The sequence below is a fragment of the Roseomonas sp. OT10 genome (assembly GCF_020991085.1).
GTDB classification, from domain to species: domain Bacteria; phylum Pseudomonadota; class Alphaproteobacteria; order Acetobacterales; family Acetobacteraceae; genus Roseomonas; species Roseomonas cutis.
In genome coordinates, this window is the sequence record NZ_CP087719.1 from 1,417,831 (window position 1) to 1,442,443 (window position 24,613).

At 74.7% G+C, this 24,613-nt stretch carries 16 protein-coding genes; 10 read left to right on the forward strand and 6 right to left on the reverse strand.

Features of this window, described 5'->3' with window-relative positions; genetic code table 11:
* Positions 1 to 2: 2 nt before the first annotated feature.
* From LPC08_RS26175 to LPC08_RS06600, 4 genes are read left to right on the forward strand one after another with little or no spacing between them, the layout of a single operon-like run.
* A complete protein-coding gene (locus tag LPC08_RS26175; RefSeq protein WP_304622068.1) occupies positions 3 to 7,268 on the forward strand; it encodes a type I polyketide synthase in 7,266 nt (2,421 codons plus the stop codon).
* Positions 7,265 to 8,584 (forward strand): aminotransferase class I/II-fold pyridoxal phosphate-dependent enzyme, encoded by a 1,320-nt coding sequence (locus tag LPC08_RS06590; RefSeq protein ID WP_230451915.1) that lies wholly within the window; start codon positions 7,265 to 7,267, stop codon positions 8,582 to 8,584. The genes LPC08_RS26175 and LPC08_RS06590 overlap by 4 nt, the downstream gene beginning before the upstream one ends.
* The gene (locus tag LPC08_RS06595) at positions 8,581 to 9,723 is read left to right on the forward strand and encodes a hypothetical protein (protein WP_230451916.1); all 1,143 of its coding nucleotides are present in this window, start codon (positions 8,581 to 8,583) and stop codon (positions 9,721 to 9,723) included. Before LPC08_RS06590 ends, LPC08_RS06595 begins: the two co-directional genes overlap by 4 nt.
* Complete coding sequence (locus LPC08_RS06600; protein ID WP_230451917.1) at positions 9,720 to 11,012, forward strand: capsule polysaccharide biogenesis protein; 1,293 nt, start codon at positions 9,720 to 9,722, stop codon at positions 11,010 to 11,012. The genes LPC08_RS06595 and LPC08_RS06600 overlap by 4 nt, the downstream gene beginning before the upstream one ends.
* 64 nt (positions 11,013 to 11,076) lie before the next feature.
* On the opposite strand, the gene phnD is transcribed toward LPC08_RS06600, so the two are convergent.
* On the reverse strand, positions 11,077 to 12,051 hold the full coding sequence (gene phnD, locus LPC08_RS06605; RefSeq protein WP_230451918.1) for a phosphate/phosphite/phosphonate ABC transporter substrate-binding protein: 975 nt from the start codon (positions 12,049 to 12,051) through the stop codon (positions 11,077 to 11,079).
* 123 nt (positions 12,052 to 12,174) lie between these two features.
* Here phnD and glpD point away from each other — a divergent pair, with 123 nt between their 5' ends.
* Positions 12,175 to 13,725 carry a glycerol-3-phosphate dehydrogenase gene (gene glpD / locus LPC08_RS06610; protein ID WP_230451919.1) on the forward strand — a complete coding sequence of 517 codons (1,551 nt, stop codon included), beginning with the start codon at positions 12,175 to 12,177 and terminating at the stop codon, positions 13,723 to 13,725.
* 130 nt (positions 13,726 to 13,855) lie between these two features.
* Here glpD and LPC08_RS06615 read toward each other — a convergent pair whose 3' ends face one another.
* The 4 genes from LPC08_RS06615 to LPC08_RS06630 all read right to left on the reverse strand — a co-directional run bounded on the left by LPC08_RS06615 (position 13,856) and on the right by LPC08_RS06630 (position 19,564).
* Complete coding sequence (locus LPC08_RS06615; protein ID WP_230451920.1) at positions 13,856 to 15,478, reverse strand: calcium-binding protein; 1,623 nt, start codon at positions 15,476 to 15,478, stop codon at positions 13,856 to 13,858.
* Between the two features lie 341 nt (positions 15,479 to 15,819).
* Complete coding sequence (locus LPC08_RS06620) at positions 15,820 to 17,052, reverse strand: c-type cytochrome (RefSeq protein WP_230451921.1); 1,233 nt, start codon at positions 17,050 to 17,052, stop codon at positions 15,820 to 15,822.
* Positions 17,049 to 18,815, reverse strand: a complete 1,767-nt coding sequence (locus LPC08_RS06625; protein WP_230451922.1) for a GMC family oxidoreductase — start codon at positions 18,813 to 18,815, stop codon at positions 17,049 to 17,051. Before LPC08_RS06625 ends, LPC08_RS06620 begins: the two co-directional genes overlap by 4 nt.
* Positions 18,815 to 19,564 carry a gluconate 2-dehydrogenase subunit 3 family protein gene (locus LPC08_RS06630; protein ID WP_230451923.1) on the reverse strand — a complete coding sequence of 250 codons (750 nt, stop codon included), beginning with the start codon at positions 19,562 to 19,564 and terminating at the stop codon, positions 18,815 to 18,817. The genes LPC08_RS06625 and LPC08_RS06630 overlap by 1 nt, the downstream gene beginning before the upstream one ends.
* Positions 19,565 to 19,720: 156 nt before the next feature.
* Here LPC08_RS06630 and LPC08_RS06635 point away from each other — a divergent pair, with 156 nt between their 5' ends.
* Positions 19,721 to 20,497, forward strand: coding sequence for an SDR family NAD(P)-dependent oxidoreductase (locus LPC08_RS06635; RefSeq protein WP_230451924.1), 777 nt, complete (start codon positions 19,721 to 19,723; stop codon positions 20,495 to 20,497).
* 108 nt (positions 20,498 to 20,605) lie between these two features.
* Here the strand turns inward: LPC08_RS06635 and LPC08_RS06640 are convergent, their stop codons facing one another.
* Positions 20,606 to 21,244, reverse strand: coding sequence for a metal-dependent hydrolase (locus LPC08_RS06640; RefSeq protein WP_230451925.1), 639 nt, complete (start codon positions 21,242 to 21,244; stop codon positions 20,606 to 20,608).
* A 148-nt stretch (positions 21,245 to 21,392) separates the two neighbouring features.
* Between LPC08_RS06640 and LPC08_RS06645 the strand changes: the two genes are divergently transcribed.
* From LPC08_RS06645 to LPC08_RS06660, 4 genes are read left to right on the forward strand one after another with little or no spacing between them, the layout of a single operon-like run.
* Positions 21,393 to 22,712, forward strand: coding sequence for an alanine racemase (locus LPC08_RS06645; protein WP_230451926.1), 1,320 nt, complete (start codon positions 21,393 to 21,395; stop codon positions 22,710 to 22,712).
* Positions 22,713 to 22,767: 55 nt separating this feature from the next.
* Positions 22,768 to 23,037, forward strand: coding sequence for a hypothetical protein (locus LPC08_RS06650; RefSeq protein WP_230451927.1), 270 nt, complete (start codon positions 22,768 to 22,770; stop codon positions 23,035 to 23,037).
* A 6-nt stretch (positions 23,038 to 23,043) separates the two neighbouring features.
* A complete protein-coding gene (locus LPC08_RS06655) occupies positions 23,044 to 24,189 on the forward strand; it encodes a glutathionylspermidine synthase family protein (protein ID WP_230451928.1) in 1,146 nt (381 codons plus the stop codon).
* On the forward strand, positions 24,186 to 24,587 hold the full coding sequence (locus tag LPC08_RS06660; protein ID WP_230451929.1) for a DUF350 domain-containing protein: 402 nt from the start codon (positions 24,186 to 24,188) through the stop codon (positions 24,585 to 24,587). Before LPC08_RS06655 ends, LPC08_RS06660 begins: the two co-directional genes overlap by 4 nt.
* Positions 24,588 to 24,613 lie beyond the last annotated feature (26 nt).

The window sequence follows — 24,613 nt, forward strand, 5'->3', positions numbered from 1 at the left end:
CCGTGGCCATCATCGGAGCCGCCTGCCGCTTCCCCGGCGCGCCCGACCTGGCGGCCTACTGGGATCTGTTGCTGGCCGGGCGCGACGTGGTGTCCACCCTCCCGCAGGACCGCTTCTCCCAGCGCCTGTTCCACCACCCCCGGCGGGGTGAGCCGGGCCGCTCCTACACCTTCGCGGCGGGGCATCTGGGCGACGTGGCGGGCTTCGACGCCACGGCCTTCGGACTCAGCCCGCGCGAGGCCGCCGAGGCCGATCCGCAGCAGCGCCTCCTGCTGGAGGTGACGGCGGAGGCGATCGAGGATTCAGGCTGCCGCCCCTCCGCTCTGGCGGGGCGGGAGATCGGCGTCTGGATCGGCGGCTCCTCGACCGATTACGGCGAGCTGCGGCTCTCCGACCCTGCCGGGGCGGACCGGTACTTCATGACGGGGAACACCCTGTCGATCCTGGCCAACCGGCTGACCAACGTCTTCGACCTGCGCGGCCCCGGGCAGACCGTGGACACCGCCTGCTCCTCCTCGCTGGTCGCGCTGCACCATGCCATGGAGTCGCTGGAGCGTGGCGAGGTGGAGGCGGCGGTGGTGGGCGGCGTGCAGCTGCTGCTCTCGCCCTATGCCTTCGCCGGCTTCTCCAGGGCATCGATGCTCTCGCCCACCGGCCGCTGCCGCTTCCTCGACGCCGGCGCGGATGGCTATGTCCGGGCGGAAGGGGCGGGGGTCGTCCTGCTCAAGCCGCTCGCGGCGGCGCTGGCGGATGGCGATCCGGTGCGCGCCGTGCTGATCGGCAGCGGCGTGAACAGCGCGGGCCGCACCATCGGCCTCTCCCTGCCGAACCTGGAGGCGCAGGCCGCACTGATGGCCCGGGTGCTGGAGCGAAGCGGCATCCCGGCGCGCCGCGTCGCCTATTTCGAGGCGCATGGCACGGGCACCCAGGTGGGCGACCCCGTCGAGGTCAGCGCGATCGGGCAGGTCCTGGGCCGGGGCCGGCGCAAGCCGCTGCCGGTCGGCTCGGCCAAGACCAATATCGGGCATACCGAGCCCGCCTCGGGGATGGCGGGGCTGCTGAAGGCGATGCTGGTGCTGCAGCACGGGACCATCCCGCCCAGCCTGCATTTCGAGACGCCCAACCCGCATGTCGACCTGGCGGCGCTGAACCTGCGCGTGCCGCTCCGGCCCGAGCCGCTCTCCCAGGGCGGCGCCGCGTCGCCGGCCCCGGTGGTGGGGGTCAACTCCTTCGGCTTCGGCGGCACCAACGCCACGGCCCTGCTGACGGCCGCCCCTGCGGCCGCCATCCCCGCCCGTGCGCCGGCGCACGAGCCGGCAGCCGCGCTACCGCCGCTGCTGCTTTCCACCCGTTCCCCCGCCGCCCTGCCGCTGCTCGCCGCCCGCTGGCGCGAGCGGCTGGAGGGCACGACGCAGGCCCGGTTGCCGGCGCTGCTGCGCGGCGCCGCGCGCCATCGCGACCTGGGCCCGCACCGTCTGGTCGTGCGCGGGAACGAGGCGCCGGTCCTGGCGGCGGCGCTGGCCGACTGGGCCGCCGGGCGCAAGCCGGGCGGGGTCACGGAGGGCCAGGCCGGGCCGGCGGGCGGGATCGCCTTCGTCTTCTCGGGCAATGGCGCGCAGTACCCGGGCATGGCCCAGGCGGCGCTCGCAAGCCATGCCGGCTTCCGCGCCGGGGTGGAGGAGGCGGATGCCGCGCTGGCGCCGCTGCTGGGCTGGTCCCCCGCTGCGCGCCTCGCCGACGGGGTGGAGGAGGAAGCGCTGGCGGCGACGGACGTCGCCCAGCCGCTTCTCTTCGCGGTGCAGGCCGGGCTGCTGCGCGGGCTGGCGGCCGAGGGGCTGGTGCCGGACCTCGTGCTCGGCCACTCGGTGGGCGAGGTGGCGGCGGCGCTGGCGGCCGGGCTGCTGGACATGGCGCAGGCGGCACGCCTGGTCGTGGCGCGCTCCGCCGCCCAGCACGCCACCCGGGGCCGGGGCCGCATGGCGGCGCTCGCCTGCTCGGCCGAGGCGATGGAACCGCTGCTGGCCGCCTGCGGCCCCGGGCTGGAGATCGCCGCCCGCAACGCCCCGCGCGCCGTCACCATCGCCGGCCCGGCCGAGGCGATCGCGCGGCTTGCCGCGCAGGCGAAGGCGCAGCGGCTGCACTGCGTCGAGCTCGATCTCGACTACGCCTTCCACTCCGCCGCCATGGACCCGGTGCGGGCCGCCCTGCTGCGCTCGCTGGAGGGGCTGGCGCCCCGCCGCGGCCGGATCCCCTTCCTCTCGACCGTGCACGGTGCGCCGGTGGGGGAGCCGGACGCGGAATACTGGTGGCGCAACCTGCGCGACCCGGTGCGCTTCGCCGACGGGGTCGCGCTGGCGCTGGAACGGGGGGCGCGGCTTTTCGTCGAGATCGGCCCGAACCCCGTCCTGCAATCCTACCTGCGGGAGACGACGCGCGAGGCCCGTGCGGTCGTCCTGCCGGGCCTGTCGAAGCGCGACCGACCCGAGGCGGGCGATCCGGTGGCCGCCATCGCCGACCGTGCCGCGGCGCGCGGCGCCGACCCCCGCAACGGCCCGGCCTATGCGGGGCCGGCGGCACGGGACCTGCCGCTGACCCCCTTCGCCCGGGAGCGGCACTGGCTGGCCCGCAGCTCGGAGGACAACCGGCTCCACGACCCGCATCACGACCACCCGCTGCTGGGGATGCGCCGCTCCGCCGAGGCCGGCCCCTGGACGCGCGACCTGGACACGGTGCTGGAGCCCTGGCTGGCCGACCACCGGCTGGGCGGGGAGGCGGTGCTGCCGGCCGCCGCCATGCTGGAGATGGCGCTGGCCGCCGCCGCCTGGCGCTTCCCGGAGGCGCCGGTCCTGGAGGTCGCCGCCTTCCAGATCCTGCGGCCCATGCCGCTGTCGGAGGCGGAGACGCGGCAGGTTCGCGTGCGCCTGTCGGATGAGGGCGCCCTGACCCTGGAGAGCCGGCGCCGCCTCGCCGAGGAGGGCTGGACCCTGCACGCCCGGGGGCGGGTGGGGGAGGCGAGCCTCTCCGCCCTGTCGGCAGGGCCGGCCGCGCCGCTGGCCGAGCCGCGCCGGATGGAGGGCGCGGCGGTGACCGCGCTGGCGGCGCGGCTGGGGCTGGACTACGGCCCCGCCTTCCGGCCGCTGCGGGAGGTGCAGGCGGATTTCGGCCGGGCCCGTGCCAGCCTGGTGCTGCCTGAGGCCGCGCCGCCGGATGCCGCCTTCCTGCTGCACCCGGTCCGCCTGGACGGGGCGTTGCAGGCCCTGATCGCGCTGCTGGCCCCCGCCATGCCGGACCTGTCGGGGCGGGGGGCGGCGGTTCCGGAGGCGCTGCTCCCGGTCCGGGTGGAGCGGCTGGTCTGGCGCCGCGGCGCCGCGCCGGCGGCCATCGCGGAGCTGGCGCTGCTGCGCGCCGGGGAGCGTTCGGCCGCGGCCCGGCTGCTGCTCCGCGACGCGCAGGGCCAGGCCGTCGCGCTGATCGAGGAGGCGGCGCTGCAGCGGGTGCGGCTCGGCCTGGGGACCGCGGCCGAGCCCATGGTCTTCCGCATGGAGGATCTGCCCACCACCGATCCCGCGCTGCCGCCGCCCGCCCCGGCGCTCGACGCCGCGCTGACCGCCGCGCGGCAGGCGGAGGAGGCGCTGGACCTGTCCGAGACGGCGCTGCTGCTGGAGGGCTGGGCCGGCGCCGTGGCCCATGCGGCGCTTGCCACCGGGGTGTCGCGCCGCGCCCTGCCGCAGCCATCCCCGCAGCCATCCCCGCGGCCATCCCCCCTGGCGGACGCCCTGCTGCGGGCGCTGGAGGAGGATGGGCTGGCGGCGAACGACCCGGAGGACGGGCTGCGCCCCCTGCCGGAATCGGTCCTGCCGCCGGCCGAGGACATCTGGCGCTCCGTCCTGGCCGAGCAGCCCTCCATGGCGCATGACCTCGCCTGGCTCGCCCTGGCGGCGGAACGCCTGCCGCTCGCCCTGGCGGGCGAGGGCGCCGCGCTGCCCATGCCGGAGGAGGCCGCCGGCCCCGACCGGCTGGCGGAGGTGGTGGTGGCCGCCGCCGGGGCCCTGGCCGCCGCCTGGCCGGCGGGCCGGCCGCTGCGCGTGCTGGATCTGGGCAGCGCGGCACTGAGCCGCCGCCTGGCCGAGGCGCTGGGCGCCACCGGCCGCAGGGTGTTGCACCACGTGGCCGGGGAGGGGCGGGTGCTGCCCGGCGCCCGCGGGCTGGTGGAGCGGCTGCCCCTGGCCTGGGATCCGGAATCCGGGACACCTTGCCCGGTTGCGGCCGATCTGGTGGTGGGCGTCGGCGCCGCCGCGCGCGGCCGGCTGGGCACGGCCCTGCTGCCCGGCCTCGCCGCGGCGCTGGCGGAAGGCGGCACGCTGCTGCTGGCGGAGCCGCTGCCGGGCCGCGTGCTGGATCTCGCGCTCGGCCAGGACCCATCCTGGTGGAGCGGCCGCCCGCTGCCGGGGGCCGCGGCCTGGCGCGATGCCCTGGCCGCCGACGGCTGGCTGCAGGGGCTGGCCGAGCCGCTGCGGGCGGCACCCTGGCCGGCCCTGTTGCTCTCCGCCCGGCGGCCGGTGGAACCCGCCCGCCTGGCCGCGACGGCACCGGCTCCCGCCGGACCCTTGCCGCCCATGCTGCTGGTCGCCGACAGCGCGGCCCGCCCGCTGGCGGAGGCCCTGGCCCAGGCGCTGGCCGCTCTGCCGCAGCCCGCCCAGCTCGGCCTCACGCGGCTGGAGGATGCCGCGAACCTGCCGCCGCGCCGGCTGCGCGGGGCGCTAGTGGTGGCGCTGGCGGGATCGGCTGCGGAGGCGTTGCCGACCGCCCTCGCCGGGCTGGTCGCGCTGGCGCAGGTGGCCCAGGGCGCCGCCGCCCGCTTCGCCGTCGTCACCCAGGGCGACGACACCCACCCGCCGGCCGAGGCGGTGCGGGCGCTCTGCCGCGTGCTGGCCAACGAGATGCCGGATCTGGCGCCGCGCCGGCTGCTGGTGGATGCCGCCCTGGCCCCGGCCGCCGCCGCCGCGCGGCTGCTGCCGGAACTGCTGTCGCCCGGCGCGGAGCCGGAGGCGCTGCTGGCGCAGGCGACGCGACGCGCCCCGCGCCTGCGCCCCGGCGCTGCCGAGCCCGACCGCCCGCGGGGGCCGGCGCGGCTGGTCGTGCGGCAGCCGGGCCAGCTCGGCAGCCTGGGCTGGGAGACGCTGCCCACCGCGCCCGACCTCGCCACCGGCGAGGTGCTGGTGCGGGTGGAGGCCGCGGGGCTGAACTTCCGCGACCTGATGTGGGCGCAGGGCCTGTTGCCGGAGGAGATCCTGCAGGGCGGCTTCGCCGGCGCCGGGCTGGGCATGGAGTTCGCCGGCACGGTCGAGGCGGTGGGGCCCGGCGTGGGGCTTCGGCAGGGGCTGCGGGTCTTCGGCTTTGCCCCCCGCGCGCTCGCCAGCCGGGCGGTGACCCGGGTGGAGGCGATCGCGCCGATCCCGGAGGGGATGGGCTTCGCCGCCGCCGCGACGGTGCCGGTGGCGTTCCTCACCGCCGCCCATGCGCTGGAAGGCTGCGCCCGCCTCGCCCCGGGCGAGCGCGTGCTGGTGCATGGCGGCGCCGGGGCGGTCGGACTGGCCGCGCTGCAGATCGCGCAGGAAGCGGGGGCGCGGGTGGCGATGACCGCCGGCACACCGGCCAAGCGCGCCTTCCTGCGTGCCGCCGGGGCGGAGCTGGTGCTGGACAGCCGCGATCCCGGCTTCGCCGATGCGCTGCGCCTGCACTGGCCCGACGGCGTGGACGTGGTGGTGAACAGCCTGGCCGGCGACGCGATGGAGCGCTCCCTCGCGCTGCTGCGTCCCTGGGGCCGGTTCATCGAGCTGGGCAAGCGCGACTATGCCGAGGATCGCCGCATCGCGCTGCGGCCGATGCGCCGCAACATCAGCTATTTCGGCGTGGACGTGGACCAGCTTCCCGCCGCCCGCCCGGCGGAGGCGGCGCGGCTGCTGGACGGGCTGCGCGCCCGGCTGGCGGTCGGCACGCTGCGCCCGCTGCCGCGCAGCGTCGTCCCCGCGGCCCGGGTGGAGGACGCCTTCCGCACGCTCCAGGCCAGCGCGCATATCGGCAAGCTGGTGATCCGCCCGCCGCATCAGGCGGCGCCTGCCGCGCCGTCCTGGGTCCCCCCCGCCGGCACGGTGCTGGTCACCGGCGGCACGGCGGGCTTCGGGCTGGAATGCGCGAAGTGGCTGGCGGCGCGCGGCGTGCGGCGGCTGGCGCTGCTCTCCCGCCGCGGCCCGGCCACGCCGGAGGCCGCGGCCGCGCTGCGGGCGCTGGCGGCGCTGGGGGCACGGGCCACGGCCCATGCGTGCGACGCCGCGGATGCGGAGGCGCTGGGCGCGGTGCTGACGGCGCTGCGGGCGGAGGGGCCGATCGGCGGCGTGGTGCATGCGGCCGCGGTCTTCGACGATGGCGGGGTGGCGACGCTGGACGCCTCCCGCTTCGCGCGGGTGCTGGCGCCGAAGCTGCTGGCGGCGGAGCACCTGGACCGGCTGACGCGGGCGGACCAGCCGGCGCTGTTCCTCCTCTTCTCCTCGGCCACCACGCCGCTCGGCAATCCGGGGCAGGGGAACTACGTCGCGGCCAATGCCGCGCTGGAGGCGCTGGCGCGGCGGCGGCGGGCGGGCGGGCTGCCGGCCCTGGCCGTGGGCTGGGGCCCGATCGCCGATGCGGGCGTCCTGGCGCGCGAGACGGGGGTGGCGGAGACCCTCTCCCGCCGCCTGGGCGTGGAGCCGATGGCGGCGGGCGAGGCGCTCGACGCCCTCCCGGCGCTGCTCGGCTCCGGGGCGCCGGTGGCGTACCTGGCGCGGCTGGGCTGGGGCCGGCTCGGCGCCGCCCTGCCGGTGCTGCGCGAGCCCGCCTTCGCCACGGTGCGGGAGGCGGCCGGGACGGCCGGGGACGTGGACGACATGCGCGCGCACCTGCTGGAGCTGCCGCCCGAGGAGGGCAAGGCGCTGCTGCTGCGCATCGCGGCCGAGGAGCTGGCCCGCATCCTGCGCCTGCCCGCCGATGCGATCCCCGCCGATGCCCCCGTGGCGCGGCTGGGGCTGGACAGCCTGGGCGGGCTGGAGCTGCGCGGCGCGCTGGAGCAGCGGCTCGGCCTCTCCGTGCCGCTCGCCGCCGTGACGGAGGATCTGACCCTGGCCGGGCTCGCGGCGCGGGTGGTGGAGGGGCTGCACGGCGAGCGCGGCGAGGAGGCGCAGGTCGCGGTGCTGCTGCAGCACTTCGAGCCGACGCGGGAGGCGGCGGAGTGACCGGCGGCTTCGGCCTTTCCGCGGGCGCCCGGCTGGCGCTGCTGCAGCGCCTCGCCAAGCGGCGGGCCCGGCAGGATGACGGGCCGGAGGCGGCGGGGCGGCGCGGCTTCTCCGACCTGCCGGGCATGCGCGACTTCGCGCTGCTGCAGACGGCGGTGGAGACGCTGTCGCTGGAGAACCCCTTCTTCCGGCCGCACGACGCCGTGGCGGGCGGCACCACGGAGATCGGCGGGCGGCGCTACGTCAACTTCTCCTCCTACAACTACCTCGGCCTGAACGGCGATCCGCGCGTGGCGGCGGCGGCCAAGGCGGCGATCGACCGGTACGGCGTCTCCGCCTCCGCCAGCCGCTTGGTCTCCGGCGAGCGGCCGGTGCATGCGACGCTGGAGCGCGCCCTGGCGGAGAACTACGGCACCGAGGACGCGCTCTGCATGGTCTCGGGCCATGCCACCAACGTCACGCTGATCGGCCACCTGATGGGGTCGCGCGACGTGATCGTGCACGACGCCGCCATCCACAATTCCTGCACGGAGGGCGCGCGCCTCTCCGGCGCGCGGCGCATCCCCTTCGCCCACAACGACGCGGCGGCGGCGGAGCGCGAGCTGGCGGCGGCGCGGCGCGGCGCGCGGCGGGCGCTGCTGGTGATCGAGGGCCACTATTCCATGGACGGCGACCTGCCCGACCTCGCCCGCTTCGTGGCGATGGCGCGGCAGCACGACGCCTGGCTGATGGTCGACGAGGCGCATTCGCTCGGCGTGCTCGGTCCCACCGGACGCGGCATCTTCGAGGAGCAGGGCGTCGATCCGGCGGGGGTCGACATCTGGATGGGCACGCTGTCCAAGACGCTCTCGGCCTGCGGCGGCTTCATCGCGGCGCAGCGCGACCTGATCGAGTGGCTGCGCCACACCGCGCCGGGCTTCGTCTACTCCGTTGGGCTGCCGCCGGCCCTGGCCGCCGCCGCGCTGGAATCCCTGGCCGTCATGCAGGCCGAACCCTGGCGGGTGGCGCGGCTGCGGCACAATGCCCGCCACTTCCGGGACCGGCTGCGCGACCTCGGCCTCGACACCGGGACCTCCGCCGGCTGCGCCATCGTGCCGGTGATCACCGGCTCCTCGGTCCGGGCGGCACGCCTCTCGGCGGCGCTCTTCGCGCGCGGGGTGAACGTCCAGCCGATCGTCTTCCCCGCCGTGCCGGAACAGGCGGCGCGGCTACGCTTCTTCCTGAGCGCCGAGCATGAGGAGCCGCAGCTCGACGCGGCGGCCGAGGCGGTGGCCGAGGCCCTCGCGGGGCTGGCGCCGCTGGACCTGGGGCGGTGAGCACGATCGCCGCCGCCCCGACCGTGGCCGAGGTCGCCGACGAGGCGGCGGCGGACGCCTGGCTCCGCCTGCCGGCCCTGCTGGGCGGGGAGGCGGCGGGCTGGTCGGTGCCGCTGCTGGCCGAGCAGCGACGCACCTTCGATCCCGGCTTCAACCCCGCCCTGGCGGAATGGCGGATCGCGCGGTTCCTGGCCCTGCGCGACGGGCGGCCGGTCGGGCGGATCGCCGCTGCGCTGCCGCGCGACGGCTCCACCGGCGGGGTCGGGCATTGCGGCTTCCTGGCGCTGGAGCACGATCCGGCCGTGCTGGCGGCGCTGCTGGATGCGGCCTCGGCCCGGTTGCGCGGCTGGGGGGCGTCGCGGCTCCGCGGGCCGCTCTCCTGGTCGATCAACCACGAGGTCGGCGCCCAGGTGGCGGGCTTCGGGGCGCCGCCCATGCTGCGCATGCCGCGCAACCCGGGCTGGCTGCCGCCGATGCTGGAAGCGGCCGGGCTGCGGCCGGAGAAGGACGTGCTGGCCTGCACCCTGGATCTCGCCGGGGAGCGCCATTCCGCCCGCTTCGCGCCGCTGCTGGCCCGCTGGCCGGGGCGGGACGGGCTGCGCGTGCGGCCCCTGCGCCGGAGGCGCCTGGCGACGGAGGTGGCGCTGCTGCGCGACCTCTACAACGATGCCTGGGCCGGGAACTGGGGCGCGCAGCCGGTCAGCGCCGCGGAGGCGGGGGTGATGCGCCGCCTCCTCGCGCCCCTGCTGCTGGCGGGGCGGGTGCTCTTCGCCGAATGGCGGGGCGAGGCGATCGGCCTCTGCGCCGTGGTGCCGAACATCGAGGAGGCGACGGCGCGGCTGGACGGGCGGCTCGCTCCCTTCGGCTGGGCGCGGATGCTGCCGGCGCTGGCCGGGCGCACCACCTCGGGGCGGCTGCCGCTGCTGGGCGTGCGCCGCGCCTTCCGGGGCGGGGCGGTCTCGGCCATGGCGGTGGGCGCGATGCTCTCGGGCGCCATCGCGCTGGCGCGGCGGCGCGGCTGGGCGCGGCTGGAGGTGTCCTGGATCCTGGAAGACAACGCCGCCATGCTGGCCGCCATGGCGCGGCTTCCCGCGCCGGAGACGGGGCGCTGGCGGATCTACGGGGCGGCGCTGGCATGAACGCGATCCCGCCCGGCCGCAGCGGCCCGCGTTCCTTCGTCTTCCTCCAGGGGCCGATCAGCCCCTTCTTCCGCGAGGTGGGCGAGGGGCTGCGCGCGCTCGGGCACCAGGTCGCGCGGGTGAACCTGAACCTGGGCGACAGGCTGCTGTGGTGGGGGCGGGGCGCGGTGGACTACCGCGGCCGGGCGGAGGACTGGCCCGGCTGGATCGACCGCTTCCTGGAGGAGCGCGGGGCGACCGACCTCGTCCTGCTGGGCGAGCAGCGGCCGCAGCACAAGCCCGCCATCGACGCTGCGCGGCGCCGCGGCGTGCAGGTGGTGGCGACCGACTTCGGCTACATCCGGCCCGACTGGATCGTGCTGGAGCGCGACGGCATGAACGCCGAGAGCCGCTTTCCCCGCGATCCGGACACCATCATCGCGCTGGGGCGCGCGCTGCCGCCGCCGGACCTGGTGGTGCACCATCGCGACTGCTTCCGCACCCAGGCGATCTGGGACATCGCCTATCACATGGCGATGCTGCTGCCCTGGCCCTTTCCCCACTATCGCACGCACCAGCTCTACCATCCGATCCCCGTCTATGCCGGCACGGCGATGCGGCTGCTGCTGCGCGGGCGGGAGAACCGGCGCGCGGCCCGAATCCTGGAGGGGCTGAAGGGCGTGGCGGGGCCGAAGGGGCCGCTCTTCCTCTTCGCCATGCAGATGGAGACGGACTTCTCCCTGCGCGCCTACTCGCCCTATCCGGACATGGATTCGGCGATCACCGATGTCGTCGCCTCCTTCGCCGCGCATGCGCCGCCGGAGGCGCAGCTTCTGGTGAAGGTGCATCCGCTCGATCCGGGCCTGAAGATGTGGCACCGCCGGGTGCGGCAGATCGCGCGCCGCTTCGGTGCCTCGGAGCGCGTCCACTACCTGGGCGGCGGCAACCTGGGCGACATCACCGAGAGCGTGCAGGGCGTGGTCACGGTGAACAGCACCGTCGGCCTGCGCGCCATCATCGACGGCCTGCCGACCCATGCGCTGGGCGAGGCGATCTACAGGATCCCCGGCCTGGTCCACCCCGGCGGGCTGGACGGCTTCTGGCGCGCCGCGGCGCCGCCGGAGCCGCTGCTGCGCGAATGCTTCCTGCGCGCGATCGCCCACTGCCTGCACATCCGTGGCGTCTTCTACGCGCGCGCGGGGCTGGACGCGGCGGTCCGCAACGCCGTGCACCGCCTGCACCACGGCCTGCTCAACGTCCCGGTGGAATGGGGCTGGCAGGCCGTGGCGGAGATGGCGCAACGGCGCTGAGGGGGCGTTCCCCCGCCTTGGCCCCCTTACCGGGACCCCCTGGCCGGGAAGCCCTAGCCGGGCCTCAGCGGCGCCGGCGCTCCGCCGCCTCGGCGCGGCGCATGTCGACGAAGACCTGATAGTCGGCGTGGCTGGTGCGGGCCCAGCCGATCGCGCTGCCACGCTCCACCGCGCGGTGGATATCCGGATGCGCCTTGGGCAGGGCGAGGTGGAAGGCGATCATGTCCTCCTTGAACGCCGCCGGCAGGTCGGAGCGCACGACGATCGGCCCGTTCTGGATGGGCCGGGAGGTCCAGATGATGCGGAGGTCGGCCATGTTCAGCATGCCCTTCTCCACCGCCGCGCGCAGCACGCCGCGGGTATAGGGCGGTTCGCCCTGGCCGGAGACCCAGGTGACACCCGCGTCGTACTGGCGTTGCAGCACCGCCACCAGCGCCTGGTCGTGCCCGCCGGCGAAGCCGGTGCGGGCGAAGAACTGCCCCGGCTCGGGGTTGATGCCCGCCGCGCGCAGTTCGGCACGCGGGATGAGGTAGCCGGAGGCGCTGTTGGGGTCGGCCCAGGCAATGGACTTCCCGCGCAGGTCTTCGATCTTCGTGATGCCGCTGTCGCTGCGGACATACATGACGGCGACGTAGGAGGTGCTGCCGTCGGACTCCCGCGTCACCAGGATCGGCTCCACCCCGCCATTGGTGTCCATCCAGACGCCCGCATAGGCGGCGGGGGCCATGTTGGCGATCTCCAGCTGCTTCGCCGCGAAGGCCTGCTGCACGCCCGCGTAGTCGGAGGCGAAGAACATCCGCGTGGGCACCTGGAAGATGTCCTCGAACAGCTTGCGGTAGCCCTCGTAGCGGCCCAGCCGGTCCGTCTCCGTCTCGCCGCCCAGCACGCCGAGGCGGATCTGCGGCACCTGCTCCGCCCAGGCGCGGCGGCCCGGGGCAGGCATGGCGACCGCATCGGGGGTGGCCTGGGACCGCGCCGCCAGGGGCGCGAGGAGCGGCGCGGAACCGGTGGCGGCCAGCAGCTGGCGGCGGGAGAGCATGGGGGCTTGCTCCGGCAGGGGAGGGGCGTTGGTCCGGGGCGCATCGTCACACGGTTGCCACGCGGGGCCAAGCGCATCCGCCCCCGGCTTGCGCCCGGCCGTGCGCGTGTCAGGCTGGGAGGCATGGATGGGGAAGCGGCAGGGCACGGTTCGGATCCGGTGGACCTGCTCGTCATCGGCGGCGGCGCCAATGGCGCGGGGATCGCGCGCGATGCGTCGGGGCGGGGACTCTCCGTGCTGCTGGCCGAGCGCGGCGACCTGGCGGGGGCGACCTCCTCCTCCTCGTCGAAGCTGATCCATGGCGGGCTGCGCTACCTGGAGCAGTACGAGTTCCGCCTGGTGCGGGAGGCGCTGGCGGAGCGCGAGGTGCTGCTGCGCCTCGCCCCGCACATCGCCTGGCCGATGCGCTTCGTGCTGCCGCGCGTGCCGGGGATGCGGCCGGCCTGGATGCTGCGGGCGGGGCTGTTCCTCTACGACCACCTCGCGCGGCGGGTGACGCTGCCGGGCAGCGAATCCCTGGACCTGCGGCGGCATCCCTGGGGGGCGCCGCTGAAGCCGGAGCTGTCGCGCGGCTTCGCCTATTCGGATGCCTGGGTCGAGGATGCGCGCCTCGTCGTGCTGAACGCCCGCGACGCGGCGGCGCGGGGGGCCACGGTGCTGGTGCGGACCGAGTTCGTCTCCGCCCGGCGCGGCGCGGACGGGTGGGACTGCGTCCTGCGCGACGTGTCGGGGCGCGGCGCCGCGGGCGGCGCGGAGCGCCGCGTGCGGGCCCGGGCCATCGCCAATGCCGCCGGCCCCTGGGTGATGCAGGCGCTGGCGGAGACGGGGGTGGCGGCGCCGGACCGGGTACGCCTGGTGCGCGGCAGCCATATCGTCGTGCCGAGGCTGTATGAGGGGCAACAGGCCTACATCCTGCAGAACGACGACCGGCGGGTGGTCTTCGTCATTCCCTACGAGCAGGACTTCACCCTGATCGGCACGACGGACGTGCCGCACGACCCCGCCTCCGGCCCGCCGCGCTGCACGCCGGAGGAGGCGGCCTATCTCTGCCGCGCCGTCTCGCGCCAGTTCCGGCGGGAGGTGACGCCGGGCGACATCGTCTGGACCTATTCCGGCGTGCGGCCGCTGCATGATTCCGGCGAGGCCAACCCCTCCGAGGTGACGCGCGACTACGTGCTGAAGCTGGACCGGGCGGGCGCGCCGCTGCTCTCCGTCTTCGGCGGCAAGATCACCACCTTCCGCCGGCTGGCCGAGGATGCGGTCGGGCAGCTTTGCCACGCGCTGGGCGAGACGCGCCCCGCCTGGACGGCGACGGCACCGCTGCCCGGCGGCGACCTCGGCGGGCGGACGCCGCAGGGCTTCGTGGCCGAGGCCGCTCGCCGCTACCCCTTCCTGGAGGAGGCGCGGCTCTGGCGGCTGTTCCGGTGCTATGGCGGCGAGCTGGATGCGGTGCTGGGCGGCGCGCGCGACGCGGCGGCGCTGGGCCGCGAGCTGGGCGGCGGCATCACCGAGCGCGAGCTGGAATGGATGGTGGCCCGGGAATGGGTGCGGGTCCCGGACGACGCGCTCTGGCGACGGACCAAGCGCGGCCTGCACATGAGCGAGGGCGAGCGGGAGGCCTTCGCCGAGGCCTTCGCCGCGCGGGTGGGGACGGGCGCGGCCCTGCCGGACTGAGCCGGGTGCGCCGGCGCGTGGCCGGCGCGCCCGGCCCGGCGGCGGTGCCGGACCGGGGCGGCCCAGCTTCCGCCCCGGCGGCCGGATCCGGGGAAGGCAGGGCCTCCCCCGGGACGGCATGGCGGGGCCGCTAGGCCAGCAGGTAGTCGTGCGAGGCGGTGAGGAAGGCCGCGCCCGTCGCGATGGGCGTGCCGTCCTCGACGACGTTGAGCAGCATCTGCACCAGGCGGGCGTCGCCGATCTCCGCGCCGGCGGTGGTGCCGACCGTCTCGGCGTAGTTGTTCCAGAAGAAGTAGCGCAGCGTCAGGACGGAGGGAGCGTCGCTGTCGTTGAAGCGCAGCACCAGGTCACCGCCATCGGCCGAACGGCTGGCGGTGATGAAGTCGCTGCTGACCAGGCCGTTCAGCGACCCCGTGTCGTCCCAGAAGCCCGCGGTCGGGTTGAAGGCCACCAGCCGGTCGCCCTCGGCCAGCCGGAAGTCGGTGATGACGTCGTTGCCCCAGCCCGCCGAGTTGCCGTCGCGGTCGTCGAGGAACAGGAAGTAGCGGTCCGCCTGGTTGCCGCCGGTCATGGTGTCGTTGCCGTCGGACAGGGCACCGGCGACGCCGCCGACCTGGAACAGGTTGTTCCCGCCATTGGCGATGAGCAGGTCGTTGCCCGCGCCGCCCAGCATCGTGTCGTTGCCGTTGCCGCCATAGGCGGTGTCGTTGCCGCTGCCGGCATCGACGAAGTTGTTGCCGTCGTTGACGTAGATGAGGTCGTTGCCGCTGCCGCCCCAGGCGCGGTCGTTGCCGTTGCCGCCGGTGATGGTGTCGTTGCCGGCGCCGCCATAGAGGCGGTTGTTGCCGTCATTGCCATGCACCGTGTCGTTGCCGCCGCCGCCGACCAGCGTATCGGCGTCGTTGCCGCCCGTCAGCGTGTCGTTGCCGTCGCCGCTGCCCGCCGCCGCGTCGGCCAGGGCGTTCATGCGGACGTTGTCGATGCTGACGCCCACGTTGTCGCCGTTGCCGACGTTGCGGAAGGACAGGGTGCCGCCCGTGGCCGCGGCGGTGACGGCGAAGCTGTAGTGGTGCCCGGCATCGGACAGGTTGCCGCTGGCGGGCGTGATGGTGCCCAGCACCGTGCCGCCGAAGCTGACCTCGACCGACTCCGTCTGGTACGGGTTCGCGGCGAGGTCGAAGCTGAGGACGTAGATCCCGTCCCGCGTCAGCCCGCCGATCTCCTGGGTCACCGTCACGTCGCCCGGGGAGGAGGCGAGGTCGAGCCAGAAGGGGCCGTCGGACGGGGCGCCGCGGCCATGGCCCGCGGAGACCAGCTCGGCGACCGGATCGGCGGGGTTGGTCAGCGTCCAGTCGTACAGCCCGCCCGCCGAGACGCGCAGGAAATCGGCCGGGCTGCCGGAGGCCTTGGTGGGATCATAGGAGTCGAAGGAGCCGTTGCGGACGAAGTTCGCGGCCGAGCCGTCGAAGACCGGCCCGCCATCGCCATAGAGCAGGTTGCGGCCGCCATTGCCGTGCAGCTGGTCGTCGCCGGCGCCGCCATGGAAGGTGTCGTTGCCGTTGCCGCCGGTGATGACGTCGTTGCCACCGAGGTTCCGGGTCAGGGCGGTGGCCCGCGTGCCGGCGTTGAGCCAGGGCAGGAAGGTCGGGTCGTTCAGGACGAGCGGCAGGGTGGCGAAGTCCACCAGGGTGCCGGTGTCGTTGGTGTTGATGACGACGCCGGTTCCGGTGAGCCCGATATTCGTGATGGCCATGGGGATTCCTCACATTTCTTGTTTTCCGGCCCTCGTGATCGGAGCCGGGCAGATCTGGCGCTTCCCGGGGCGCATAGAGCGCAACAAAGGCCGCGCCAGATCGAAAATTGTGAGGACAATATCAATATTGAGCAATATTTTATTTCGATTGCATTACATCTTATGTACTGAACTTGTTGGGTTTATCCAGAAGAATCCGCAACTCCAGATGGAATGTCTTGTCGCCTGCCGCGGGTATCCGCTCCTTGCTCGCGCGATAGGGCAGCAACGATCGGGCGATGCACACCGGGCAGGCGCCCGGCCTTCAGCCGGACCCCCATCCCGCTGCGCGGCGGACCGCCTTAGCCGGGCGTCTGCAGTCGCTGCCGCATCTGCCGGGCTTGGTCAGGGGTGACCGCGGGCGCGGCATTGCCCCAGGCGGAGCGGAGATAGGTGACGAGATCCGCGACCTGGGCATCGTTGAGTCGCCAGCCGAACGCCGGCATGGCCGGCGCGGTCGGCGCGGCCTTGGTCGCCACGCCGCGCACCCCCTGGAGCACCACGCGCAACAGCGTCTCGGGGCCGCCCTGCTGCACGACCGCGCTGCCGGCCAGGCGAGGTATCATCTGCTCCACCCCGGTTCCATCGCGACGGTGGCACGCGATGCAGTTGTCGACGTAGAGCGCCTCGCCGACGCGCATCCGCGCGGGGTCCGGGGCGGGCGGCGGCGCCGCCGCGGGCTGGTCCGGCCGCTCCTTCAGGTAGACGGCCATGGCGCGCAGGTCGTCCTCCCGCATCAGGCTGGTGGAGAAGCCCACCACCTCCGCCATCGGGCCGCTGGCCGTGCTGTGGGCGTTCCGGCCGTCGCGCAGATAGGCGACGATGTCGTCGATGCTCCACCGCCCCAGCCCCGTGCGCGCGTCGTTCGTGAGGGCGGGCGCGTACCAGCCCTGCAGCTCGCCGCCCGCCAGGGCCTGGCCGCCGCTGTCGGCGCCGAGGAAATTCTTCGGCGTGTGGCAGGCGCCGCAATGGCCCAGCCCCTCCACCAGATAGGCGCCGCGGTTGTATTCGGCCGATCGCTGTGGGTCGGGGCGGAACTCCTCCGGGGTGAAGAACAGCGTGTTCCAGCCCAGCATGGCGAGGCGGATGTCGAGCGGGAAGGGCAGGGCGCTGCGGTCCACCGGGTTGCGCACCGGCTCCAGGGTGCGGAGGAAGGCGTAGATCGCATCCGTGTCCTCCCGCGTCACCCGCGTGTAGTATGGGTAGGGGAAGGCCGGGTAGAGCCGCGTGCCGTGGCGCCCGCGCCCCTCATGCATGGCGCGGCGGAAGTCCTCGGCGCTCCACAGCCCGATGCCCGTGTCGTTGTCGGGCGTCAGGTTGGCGGCGTAGATGTCGCCGAAGGGCGTCTCGATCGCCCGCCCACCGGCATATTGCCCCGCCGGGCCGGTGTGGCAGGCGATGCAGTCGCCCACCGTCGCCAGGTAGCGGCCGCGCTCGACCTGCACGTAGTCGTCCGGCGCCGCCCGCCCCTGGTCGGCGGACAGCGCGAGGCCCAGCGCCGCGACGGCGCCGGCCAGCAGCAGCCGCGCCCTCATGCCGGCACCAGCGGCTGGTTGGGGGATTTCAGGTAGCGGTCGCGGATCGCGTCCACCAGCCAGTAGGCCAGCGCGCCGACCGTGCCGGTGGGGTTGTAGCCGGCGTTCTGCGGGAAGTTGCAGGCGCCGACGACGAAGAGGTTCGGCACGTCCCAGTGCTGGAGGTAGCGGTTGACCACGCTGGTCTTCGGGTCGTTGCCCATCACCGCGCCGCCCGTGTTGTGCGTCGTCTGGTAGGGCACCACCGACCAGGGGGCGGAGCGGTCGTTGCGGATGACGTGCTGCGGGTTCATCGCCTTCGCGATCTCGGCCAGCCGGTCCACGATGAAGCGCGACATCTTCAGCTCGTTCGGCTTGTAGTCGAAGGTCATGCGCAGCAGCGGCCGGCCGAGCGGGTCCTTGTAGGTTGGGTCGAGGTCCAGGAAGCAGTCGCGATAGGCATAGGAGCTGCCCTGCGAGCCGACGTTGAGCACCCGGTTGTAGGTCTCGGCCGTCGCCTTCTTCCAGGCGCTGCCCCAGCGCGGCGTTCCGGGCGGGGTGGGGCGGTTGGTGATGGGGCGGCCGTTGGTGGTGGTGCAGTTCAGGTTGGCGCCGCCGATGAAGCCGTGAGGCCCGTGGTCGAAGACGTCGCCATTGTAGTCGTCCGCCATCATCCCCAGCGAGCCGGCGCCGGCGAAGGGGTTCATCCGCTCGTTCTCGAAGATGACGTTGCAGCCGGCATTGGTCTGGTAGCAGTAGTTGCGCCCGACCACGCCCTCGCCGCTGGCGGGATCGTAGGGCTGGCCGATCTTCGACAGCAGCAGCAGCCGCACGTTGAACAGGGCATAGGCGCAGAGCAGGACGATCTCCGCCGGCTGCTCCCACTCCACCCCCTGCTGGTCCACATAGGTCACGCCCGTCGCCGTCCTGCCGTCCGGGGTGCGGTTCACCATCGTGACCTCGCAGTTGGTGCGCGCCTCGAAGCCGGGCTGGCGCATCAGCACCGGCAGGACGCAGGTCTGCGGGCTGGACTTGGAGTAGTTGGCGCAGCCGAAGCGCTCGCAGAAGCCGCAATAGGTGCAGGGCGCCATCCGCACGCCATAGGGGTTGGTATAGGGCACGGAGATGTTCGCCGCGGGCAGCGGGAAGGGGTGCAGCCCGAGCGACTTCGCCGCCCCCTCGAAGAGCTGCTGCGCCCGGTTCATCTTCAGCGGCGGCGTCGGGTATTCGCGCGAGCGCCAGCCCTCGAAGGGGTTGCCCCCCTCCTGGATCACCCCCTTGATGTTGCCCGCCTTGCCCGAGATTCCGCAGATATGCTCGAAGCGGTCGTAGTAGGGCTCCATCTCGTCATAGGTGACGGGCCAGTCCTGGATGGTGCTGTTCTCCGGCAGGAAGCCCTCGCCGTAGCGCTCGACATTGTGGCTGCGGCAGTTGAAGTCCGTCGGCAGGAAGCGCCAGGTGTGCCCGTTCCAGTGCACCCCCGCGCCGCCGACGCCGTTGCCCGGCAGGAAGCTGCCCCAGGTGCGGATCGGCAGCGCCCGCTGGCTGGGCAGGTTGCGCGCGGTGATGGATTCCTGCGCCGGGCGCAGGAACAGCTCGTGCCGGATGCCGTAGCGCAGCTCGTCCGCCGCGGTCGCGGGATGGAAGTCCGAGGCGGTGTCGCGCCATGGCCCGCGCTCGATCGCCACCACGTCGAGCCCGGCGCGCGCCAGCTCGTAGGAGAGGATCGAGCCGGTCCAGCCCAGCCCGACCACCACCACGTCGCGTTTCGGAAGGCGCGGCATCAGCCCTGCCCCCCGTTCCAGGCGGGCCGTCCCATGATGCCGACCGGCGGCAGCGTATAGGGCTGGCCCGGCTTCTCCAGCACGTCGCGGTAGTCGTAGCGCGTGCCCGGGAAGCCGACGAGCTTCCAGCCCGCCATGTCTCGGTTGCCGCCGTAGATCGGGTCGGCGAAGTAGCCCTCCATGGTGTTCGACAGCATCTGCTCGAAGAAGGGCCTGGCCGGTACGCCGGGCAACTGCGCCTCGCCCTTCTCCAGCGCCGTCAGCACCTTGTCCTGGTCGGCCCGCGGAAGCTGCGCGAAGCCCCGGTTGCCGAAGGTGGCGCGGCAGTACTGGGCCAGCGCGGCCAGCCCCTTGCGCCAGTGCACGGCCGGCGGATCGGGGCTCTGGAAGCCCTGGGTGGGCAGCGGGTCGCTGGGGAAGGGGCCCTGCATGTACCACCAGGCGGCGCTGCCATAGGGGCCGGCGAGCTGGCGGTCGATGAAGACGGCGCAGCCCGCCGCCTTGCCGCCCGGGCCGAGATCGTCCGCCGGGATCAGCCGGTCCACCACCGCCTCGACCGTTGCGGCCTCCTCGGGCGTGAAGAACACCCAGTTGCCGTCCGGGCGCACGGCGATGGGGGGATAGGCCTCCCCCGGGCGCCAGGGAAGGGCCCCGCGTACCACCTCCGCCGCCGCCGGCAGCGCCACGCCCGCCAGGGCCGTGGCGGCGAGCAGACGTCGGCGCGTGATCCGGGGCGGGGGAGGAGGCATGAACGATCCCTTCGGTAACCGGTCACCGAGGGGACGCCCAGCCCGGCGGAGGGTCCAGACACGGCTCCGCGATGATCATGTCTTCACCGTCATCCGGCGCGCTTGCCGGGCCGCCGCGGGAGCGGCATCCAGCGGAGGCAGCGGGGAGAGCGGGGCATGGAGAGCGGACTGACGGCGCGGCCGAGGAGCATCCTGGTCACCGGCTCGGGCAGCGGCATCGGCGCGGCGATCTGCCGGGCGCTCGCGGCGCCGGGCACGGGCTTCGTGGTCCATGCGCGCAGCAACGCGGCGGGCGCGGCGCGCGTGGCCGAGTCGCTCGTCGCGAAGGGGGCGGAGGCGGTCGTGGTCCTGGGCGACCTGACGGTCCCGGGCACCGCCGCCGCGCTGGTGGAAGCCGCGCGGGCCCGCTACGGCGGTCTGGACGTGCTGGTCAGCAACGCGGGCTTCGCCGACCGCACGCCTTTCGCGGAGCTGACGCCGGAGGCCTATGCACGCTCCGTCGCCACCATCCAGACCGCCTTCTTCGACCTGGCCCGCGCCGCGCTGCCCCTGCTGAAGCACGGGCGCGATCCGCGCATCGTCGCCATCGGCTCCTTCGTCTCGCACGCCTTCCGGCCGGAGCTGACGCTCTTCCCCGCCAGCGCCGCGGCCAAGGCGGCGGTGGAGGCGATGGTCAAGGCGCTGGCCATCGAGCTGGCGCCGGAACGGGTCACGGTGAACGCGGTGGCGCCGGGCTTCACCCGCAAGGATGCTGACCGGCACGCGGCGATGGACCCGGCACGCTTCCAGGCGATGGCGCAGACGATCCCGCTGGGGCGCCTGGGCGAGCCGGAGGACGTCGCCGCCGCCGTGGCCTACCTCGCCTCGCCGGCGGCTGGCTACGTCACCGGGCAGGTGCTGCACGTGAACGGGGGCGTGCACATCGCCGGCTGAGCCGCAGCGCCGGGGAAGGCGGCCTTCGCCCGTGCCGGCCATCGCGCGCGGCCTGCGGCGGGATGGAACCGGCTGCCGCGCGGTGCCGGGCGTCCCGGCCCGGAGGGGCTATCCGGCCCCCTCGCGCCGCCGGGCGGGCGGGGGCGGCGCCGGCTCGCGGGTCGCGGCGACGCGGCGGGGGGCCGGCTCGCCGGGCCTGTGCGCCTGGGTGGCGCAGCCCTGCCACAGCCGGCAGAGCCCCTCCGCCCGGCGCACGCTGTTCCAGGCGGCACGGGGATCGGGCGTGCCGAAGGTGCCGCAGCCGGCCCAGGCGAGGATCAGCGCGACCACCAGCGGCTCGAAGGGAGAGCCGGTGCGGCAGAGCGGCAGCGCATAGGTCCCGCGCAGGGGCCAGGCGAGGCGTAGCCCGCCGGGCGTCAGCAGGTCGGCGGCGAGGTGCGACAGGTAGCCCACGACCACCGGCGCGACGACGGCATGCGGCAGCCCGTCGCGCGCCAGCAGCACGGCGCAGGCGACGACGGCGAGCAGCGAGTGGGTGATGCCGCGGTGGCCGAACACCGCGCCGATGATGGTCGAGACGGGCTTCACCCGCTTGCCGACCCAGGATTTCGGATGGTCGATGTCCGGCAGCAGGGCGCCGAGCACCGCGAGGCCCAGCGGCGTGGCCTCGACCGCCGGCAGGCCCAGGCGGGGGGCGGCGGCCAGCCAGGCCGCGGCGCCCAGCGCCACATGGGAACCCGCCATCATGCCGTCGCCGGTCCTGGCCGTTGCATCGCTTGCATAGAGTGTGAAGAGAACAACCTACAAGGTTGAAGCGGCATGAAAAACGCCGCGAGCGCCCGGAATTCGACTCGAGACCTCGCCGTCGGTCGGGCGGCATGGCAGAATCCGCCGCATGGACCGGCCCACCACCCCGGCGACGGCGCTTCCCGCCGCGCTGCTGCCCCGCGACCCGCTGCTGGCCGACCTCCCGCTGGATGCGCTGGTGAAGGGCATCCCGCCCGGCGCGCGGCTGACCCTGCGCGAGGTGGGCGAGCAGGGCTGGAACCTGCTGCGCGGCGACCTGCCCATGCCGGCGGCGGCGATCCGCGTGGAGGTCCTGCGCCGCAACGCCGCCTGGATGCAGGAGTTCGCGCGGCGCAACGGGCTCGACCTCTGCCCGCACGGCAAGACCACCATGGCGCCGCAGCTCTGGGAGCTGCAGCTCGAACAGGGCGCCTGGGGCATCACCGTCGCGACGATGCAGCAGTTGCAGGTCGCGCGCCGCTTCGCCGTGCCGCGCGTGATCTGGGCCAACCAGCCGGTCGGGCGGCTGGCGGTGGATGCCTGCTTCGAGGCGCTCCAGGGCGGGATGGAGCTCTACGTCCTGGCCGACAGCCTGGCCGTCGTCGCCGCGCTGGCCGAGGGCGCGGCCTGTCACCGCCCCGACCGGCCGCTGCGCGTGCTGCTGGAGGTCGGCATCCCCGGCGGCCGCACCGGCGCGCGCGACAAGGCGACGGCGCTGGCCGTCGCCCGCGCCGTCGCCGCCGCGCCGGGCCTGGCGCTCGCCGGGGTGGAGGCCTTCGAGGGGCTGCTGCCCGACCCGGCGGCGGTGGACGCCTTCCTCGACGGGCTGACCGGCATCGCCCGCGCCGTGGCGGCGGCGGGGCTGTTCGGGCTGGAGGAGGTGCTGCTGACCGCCGGCGGCACCGCCTTCTTCGACCGCATCGGCCCGCGTCTGGCCGCGGCCTCCGGGGACATGGGCCGGCCGGTGCGGCAGGTGCTGCGCTCCGGCTGCTACCTGACGCATGACAGCCTGGGCTACGCGGCCAACTACCGCCGCATGCGGGACGAGGCGGCGCTGGACTTCCCGCCCGGCGACCTGGAGGCGGCGATGGAGGTCTGGGCCATGGTCCAGTCCGTGCCGGAGCCGGGGCGGGCCATCCTCACCTGCGGCAAGCGCGACATCTCCACCGATGCGGGCAATCCCGTGCCGCTGCGCATCTTCCGCCCGGGCGAGGATGTGGCGCCGCGCGCCATCGGGCCCTTCTGGAAGATCGGGGGGACGAACGACCAGCATGGCTACCTGCTGGGCCCCGATGACGGGCGGGTGGCGGTGGGCGACCTCGTCTCGCTGGGGCTCGGCCACCCCTGCACCACCTTCGACAAGTGGCAGGTGGTGATGCTGGTGGACGAGCACTGGAACGTGGTCGGCGCGATCCGCACCTTCTTCTGATCCCGTGCGCCCGACGCCGGACCCCGCGCCGCGCCGTCCCGTCGGCCCGGCTCCCATGCGCCGGGCGCGGCAACTGCGGCTGGTGCTGGTCGGCGGCGGGATACTCCTCGCCGCCAGCGCCTGCGACGACCAGAAGGCGCGGTGCGAGGCGGCGCGGGCGGAGAACGCGAAGGACGCCGATCGCATCTGCGCGGGGGAGGACGCCTCAGGCAGCGGCGGCTCGGGTGCCTCCGCCTATCACGCCAGCGGTTCCTCCAGCCACTGGAGCGGCAGCGAGCGCGGTGGCTTCGGCGCCAGCGCGGCGCATTTCTCCTCCGGCGGCTGAGCGCCGATGCGGCGCGTCGCAGAGACCCCCCGGCCGGACCGGCGCGAGCGCGCGGCGGCGCTGGGCTTCGCCTTCGCCGAGATCGAGGGCGAGCCCTACTGGGACGAGACCGCTTCCTACCGCTTCACCGCGGCGGAGGTGGACGCGCTGGACGACGCGACGGCGGAGCTGGAGCGGATCAGCCGCCTTGCCGTGGACCACGCGGTGCGGTGGAACCGCCGCGAGATCCTGGGCATCGGCGAGGCGGACTGGGCCTTGGCCAAGGCGTCGTGGCGAGCCGGCGAGCCCAGCCTCTACGGCCGCATGGACCTGCGCTGGGACGGCAGCGGCCCCCCGAAGCTGCTGGAGTACAATGCCGACACCCCGACCGCGCTGTTCGAGGCCTCGGTGGTGCAGTGGGAATGGCTGCGCTGCACCGATCCCGGGCTGGACCAGTTCAACGGAATCCACGAGGCGCTGATCGCCGCCTGGCCCGCCATGGACCTGCCGGGGCGCGTGCACTTCGCCTGCGTCGCGGCTTCGGCGGAGGATCGCGGCACGGTGGACTACCTGCGCGACACCGCCCTGCAGGCTGGGCTGGAGGCGCCCTTCCTGGCCGTGGGGGAGATCGGCTGGGGCAGGGGCCGCTTCCGCGACCGGGAGGAGCGTCCGATCGACGCCGTCTTCAAGCTCTACCCCTGGGACTGGCTGCTGCGCGAGCGCTTCGCCCGGATGCTGCGCCAGGACGCGACGGCCGCGGAGCGGACCCGCTGGATCGAGCCGCCCTGGCGCATGATCCCGGCCGGCAAGGGCTTCCTCGCCCTGCTCTGGGAGATGTTCCCGGGCCATCCCAACCTCCTCCCCGCCTTCCGCGAGCCCGGCCGCACGGGCCGCCCCGAAATCGGCAAGCCCTTCTGGGGCCGGGAGGGCGCCAACCTCCTCGCCCCGGGCGGGCAGCGGACGCCCGGGCCCTATGGCGACCAGCCTGTGCTCTGGCAGGAATGGGCGGAGCTGCCCCGCTTCGGTGGGCGCTACCCGGTCCTGGGAAGCTGGGTCGTCGCGGGGCGCCCCTGCGGTCTGGGAATCCGCGAGGACGCCACGCCCTTGACGCGCGACACCAGCCGCTTCGTGCCGCACGCCTTCACCCCGCATGAGGAGCCGCGCCCCGCATGACCAGCCTCGCCGCGCTGCCCGCCTTCCTGGCGCATTTCGTCACCGGCCTGGCGCTGCTGGCGTCGGCGGTCGCGCTCTACATGCGCATCACGCCGCATGAGGAGCTGGCGCTGATCCGTGCCGGCAACACGGGGGCGGCCATCAAGCTGGGCGGGGCGGTGCTGGGCTTCGCGCTGCCGATCGGCTCGGCCATCTCCCATTCCGCCGGGCTGCTGGACGCCCTGGTCTGGAGCATCGTCGCCCTGCTGGCCCAGCTCGCCGTCTTCTTCCTCGCGACCCGGCTGCTGCCGGACTGGCGCGCGGCGATGGAGCAGCGCGGCGAGGTGGCGGGCGCCATCCTGAAGGCGGCGATCGCCATCGGCGCGGGGCTGCTGAACGCGGCCTGCCTGACGACCTGACCCGGGCGGCCAGGCGCCGGCGCGCC

Bases quoted from the DNA above. Each gene is read 5' to 3' on its own strand.
- LPC08_RS06600 (WP_230451917.1), top strand. From the start codon at position 9,720: ATGAACGCGATCCCGCCCGGCCGCAGCGGCCCGCGTTCCTTCGTCTTC.
- phnD (WP_230451918.1), bottom strand. From the start codon at position 12,051: ATGCTCTCCCGCCGCCAGCTGCTGGCCGCCACCGGTTCCGCGCCGCTC.
- glpD (WP_230451919.1), top strand. From the start codon at position 12,175: ATGGATGGGGAAGCGGCAGGGCACGGTTCGGATCCGGTGGACCTGCTC.
- LPC08_RS06615 (WP_230451920.1), bottom strand. From the start codon at position 15,478: ATGGCCATCACGAATATCGGGCTCACCGGAACCGGCGTCGTCATCAAC.
- LPC08_RS06620 (WP_230451921.1), bottom strand. From the start codon at position 17,052: ATGAGGGCGCGGCTGCTGCTGGCCGGCGCCGTCGCGGCGCTGGGCCTC.
- LPC08_RS06625 (WP_230451922.1), bottom strand. From the start codon at position 18,815: ATGCCGCGCCTTCCGAAACGCGACGTGGTGGTGGTCGGGCTGGGCTGG.
- LPC08_RS06630 (WP_230451923.1), bottom strand. From the start codon at position 19,564: ATGCCTCCTCCCCCGCCCCGGATCACGCGCCGACGTCTGCTCGCCGCC.
- LPC08_RS06635 (WP_230451924.1), top strand. From the start codon at position 19,721: ATGGAGAGCGGACTGACGGCGCGGCCGAGGAGCATCCTGGTCACCGGC.
- LPC08_RS06640 (WP_230451925.1), bottom strand. From the start codon at position 21,244: ATGATGGCGGGTTCCCATGTGGCGCTGGGCGCCGCGGCCTGGCTGGCC.
- LPC08_RS06645 (WP_230451926.1), top strand. From the start codon at position 21,393: ATGGACCGGCCCACCACCCCGGCGACGGCGCTTCCCGCCGCGCTGCTG.
- LPC08_RS06650 (WP_230451927.1), top strand. From the start codon at position 22,768: ATGCGCCGGGCGCGGCAACTGCGGCTGGTGCTGGTCGGCGGCGGGATA.
- LPC08_RS06655 (WP_230451928.1), top strand. From the start codon at position 23,044: ATGCGGCGCGTCGCAGAGACCCCCCGGCCGGACCGGCGCGAGCGCGCG.
- LPC08_RS06660 (WP_230451929.1), top strand. From the start codon at position 24,186: ATGACCAGCCTCGCCGCGCTGCCCGCCTTCCTGGCGCATTTCGTCACC.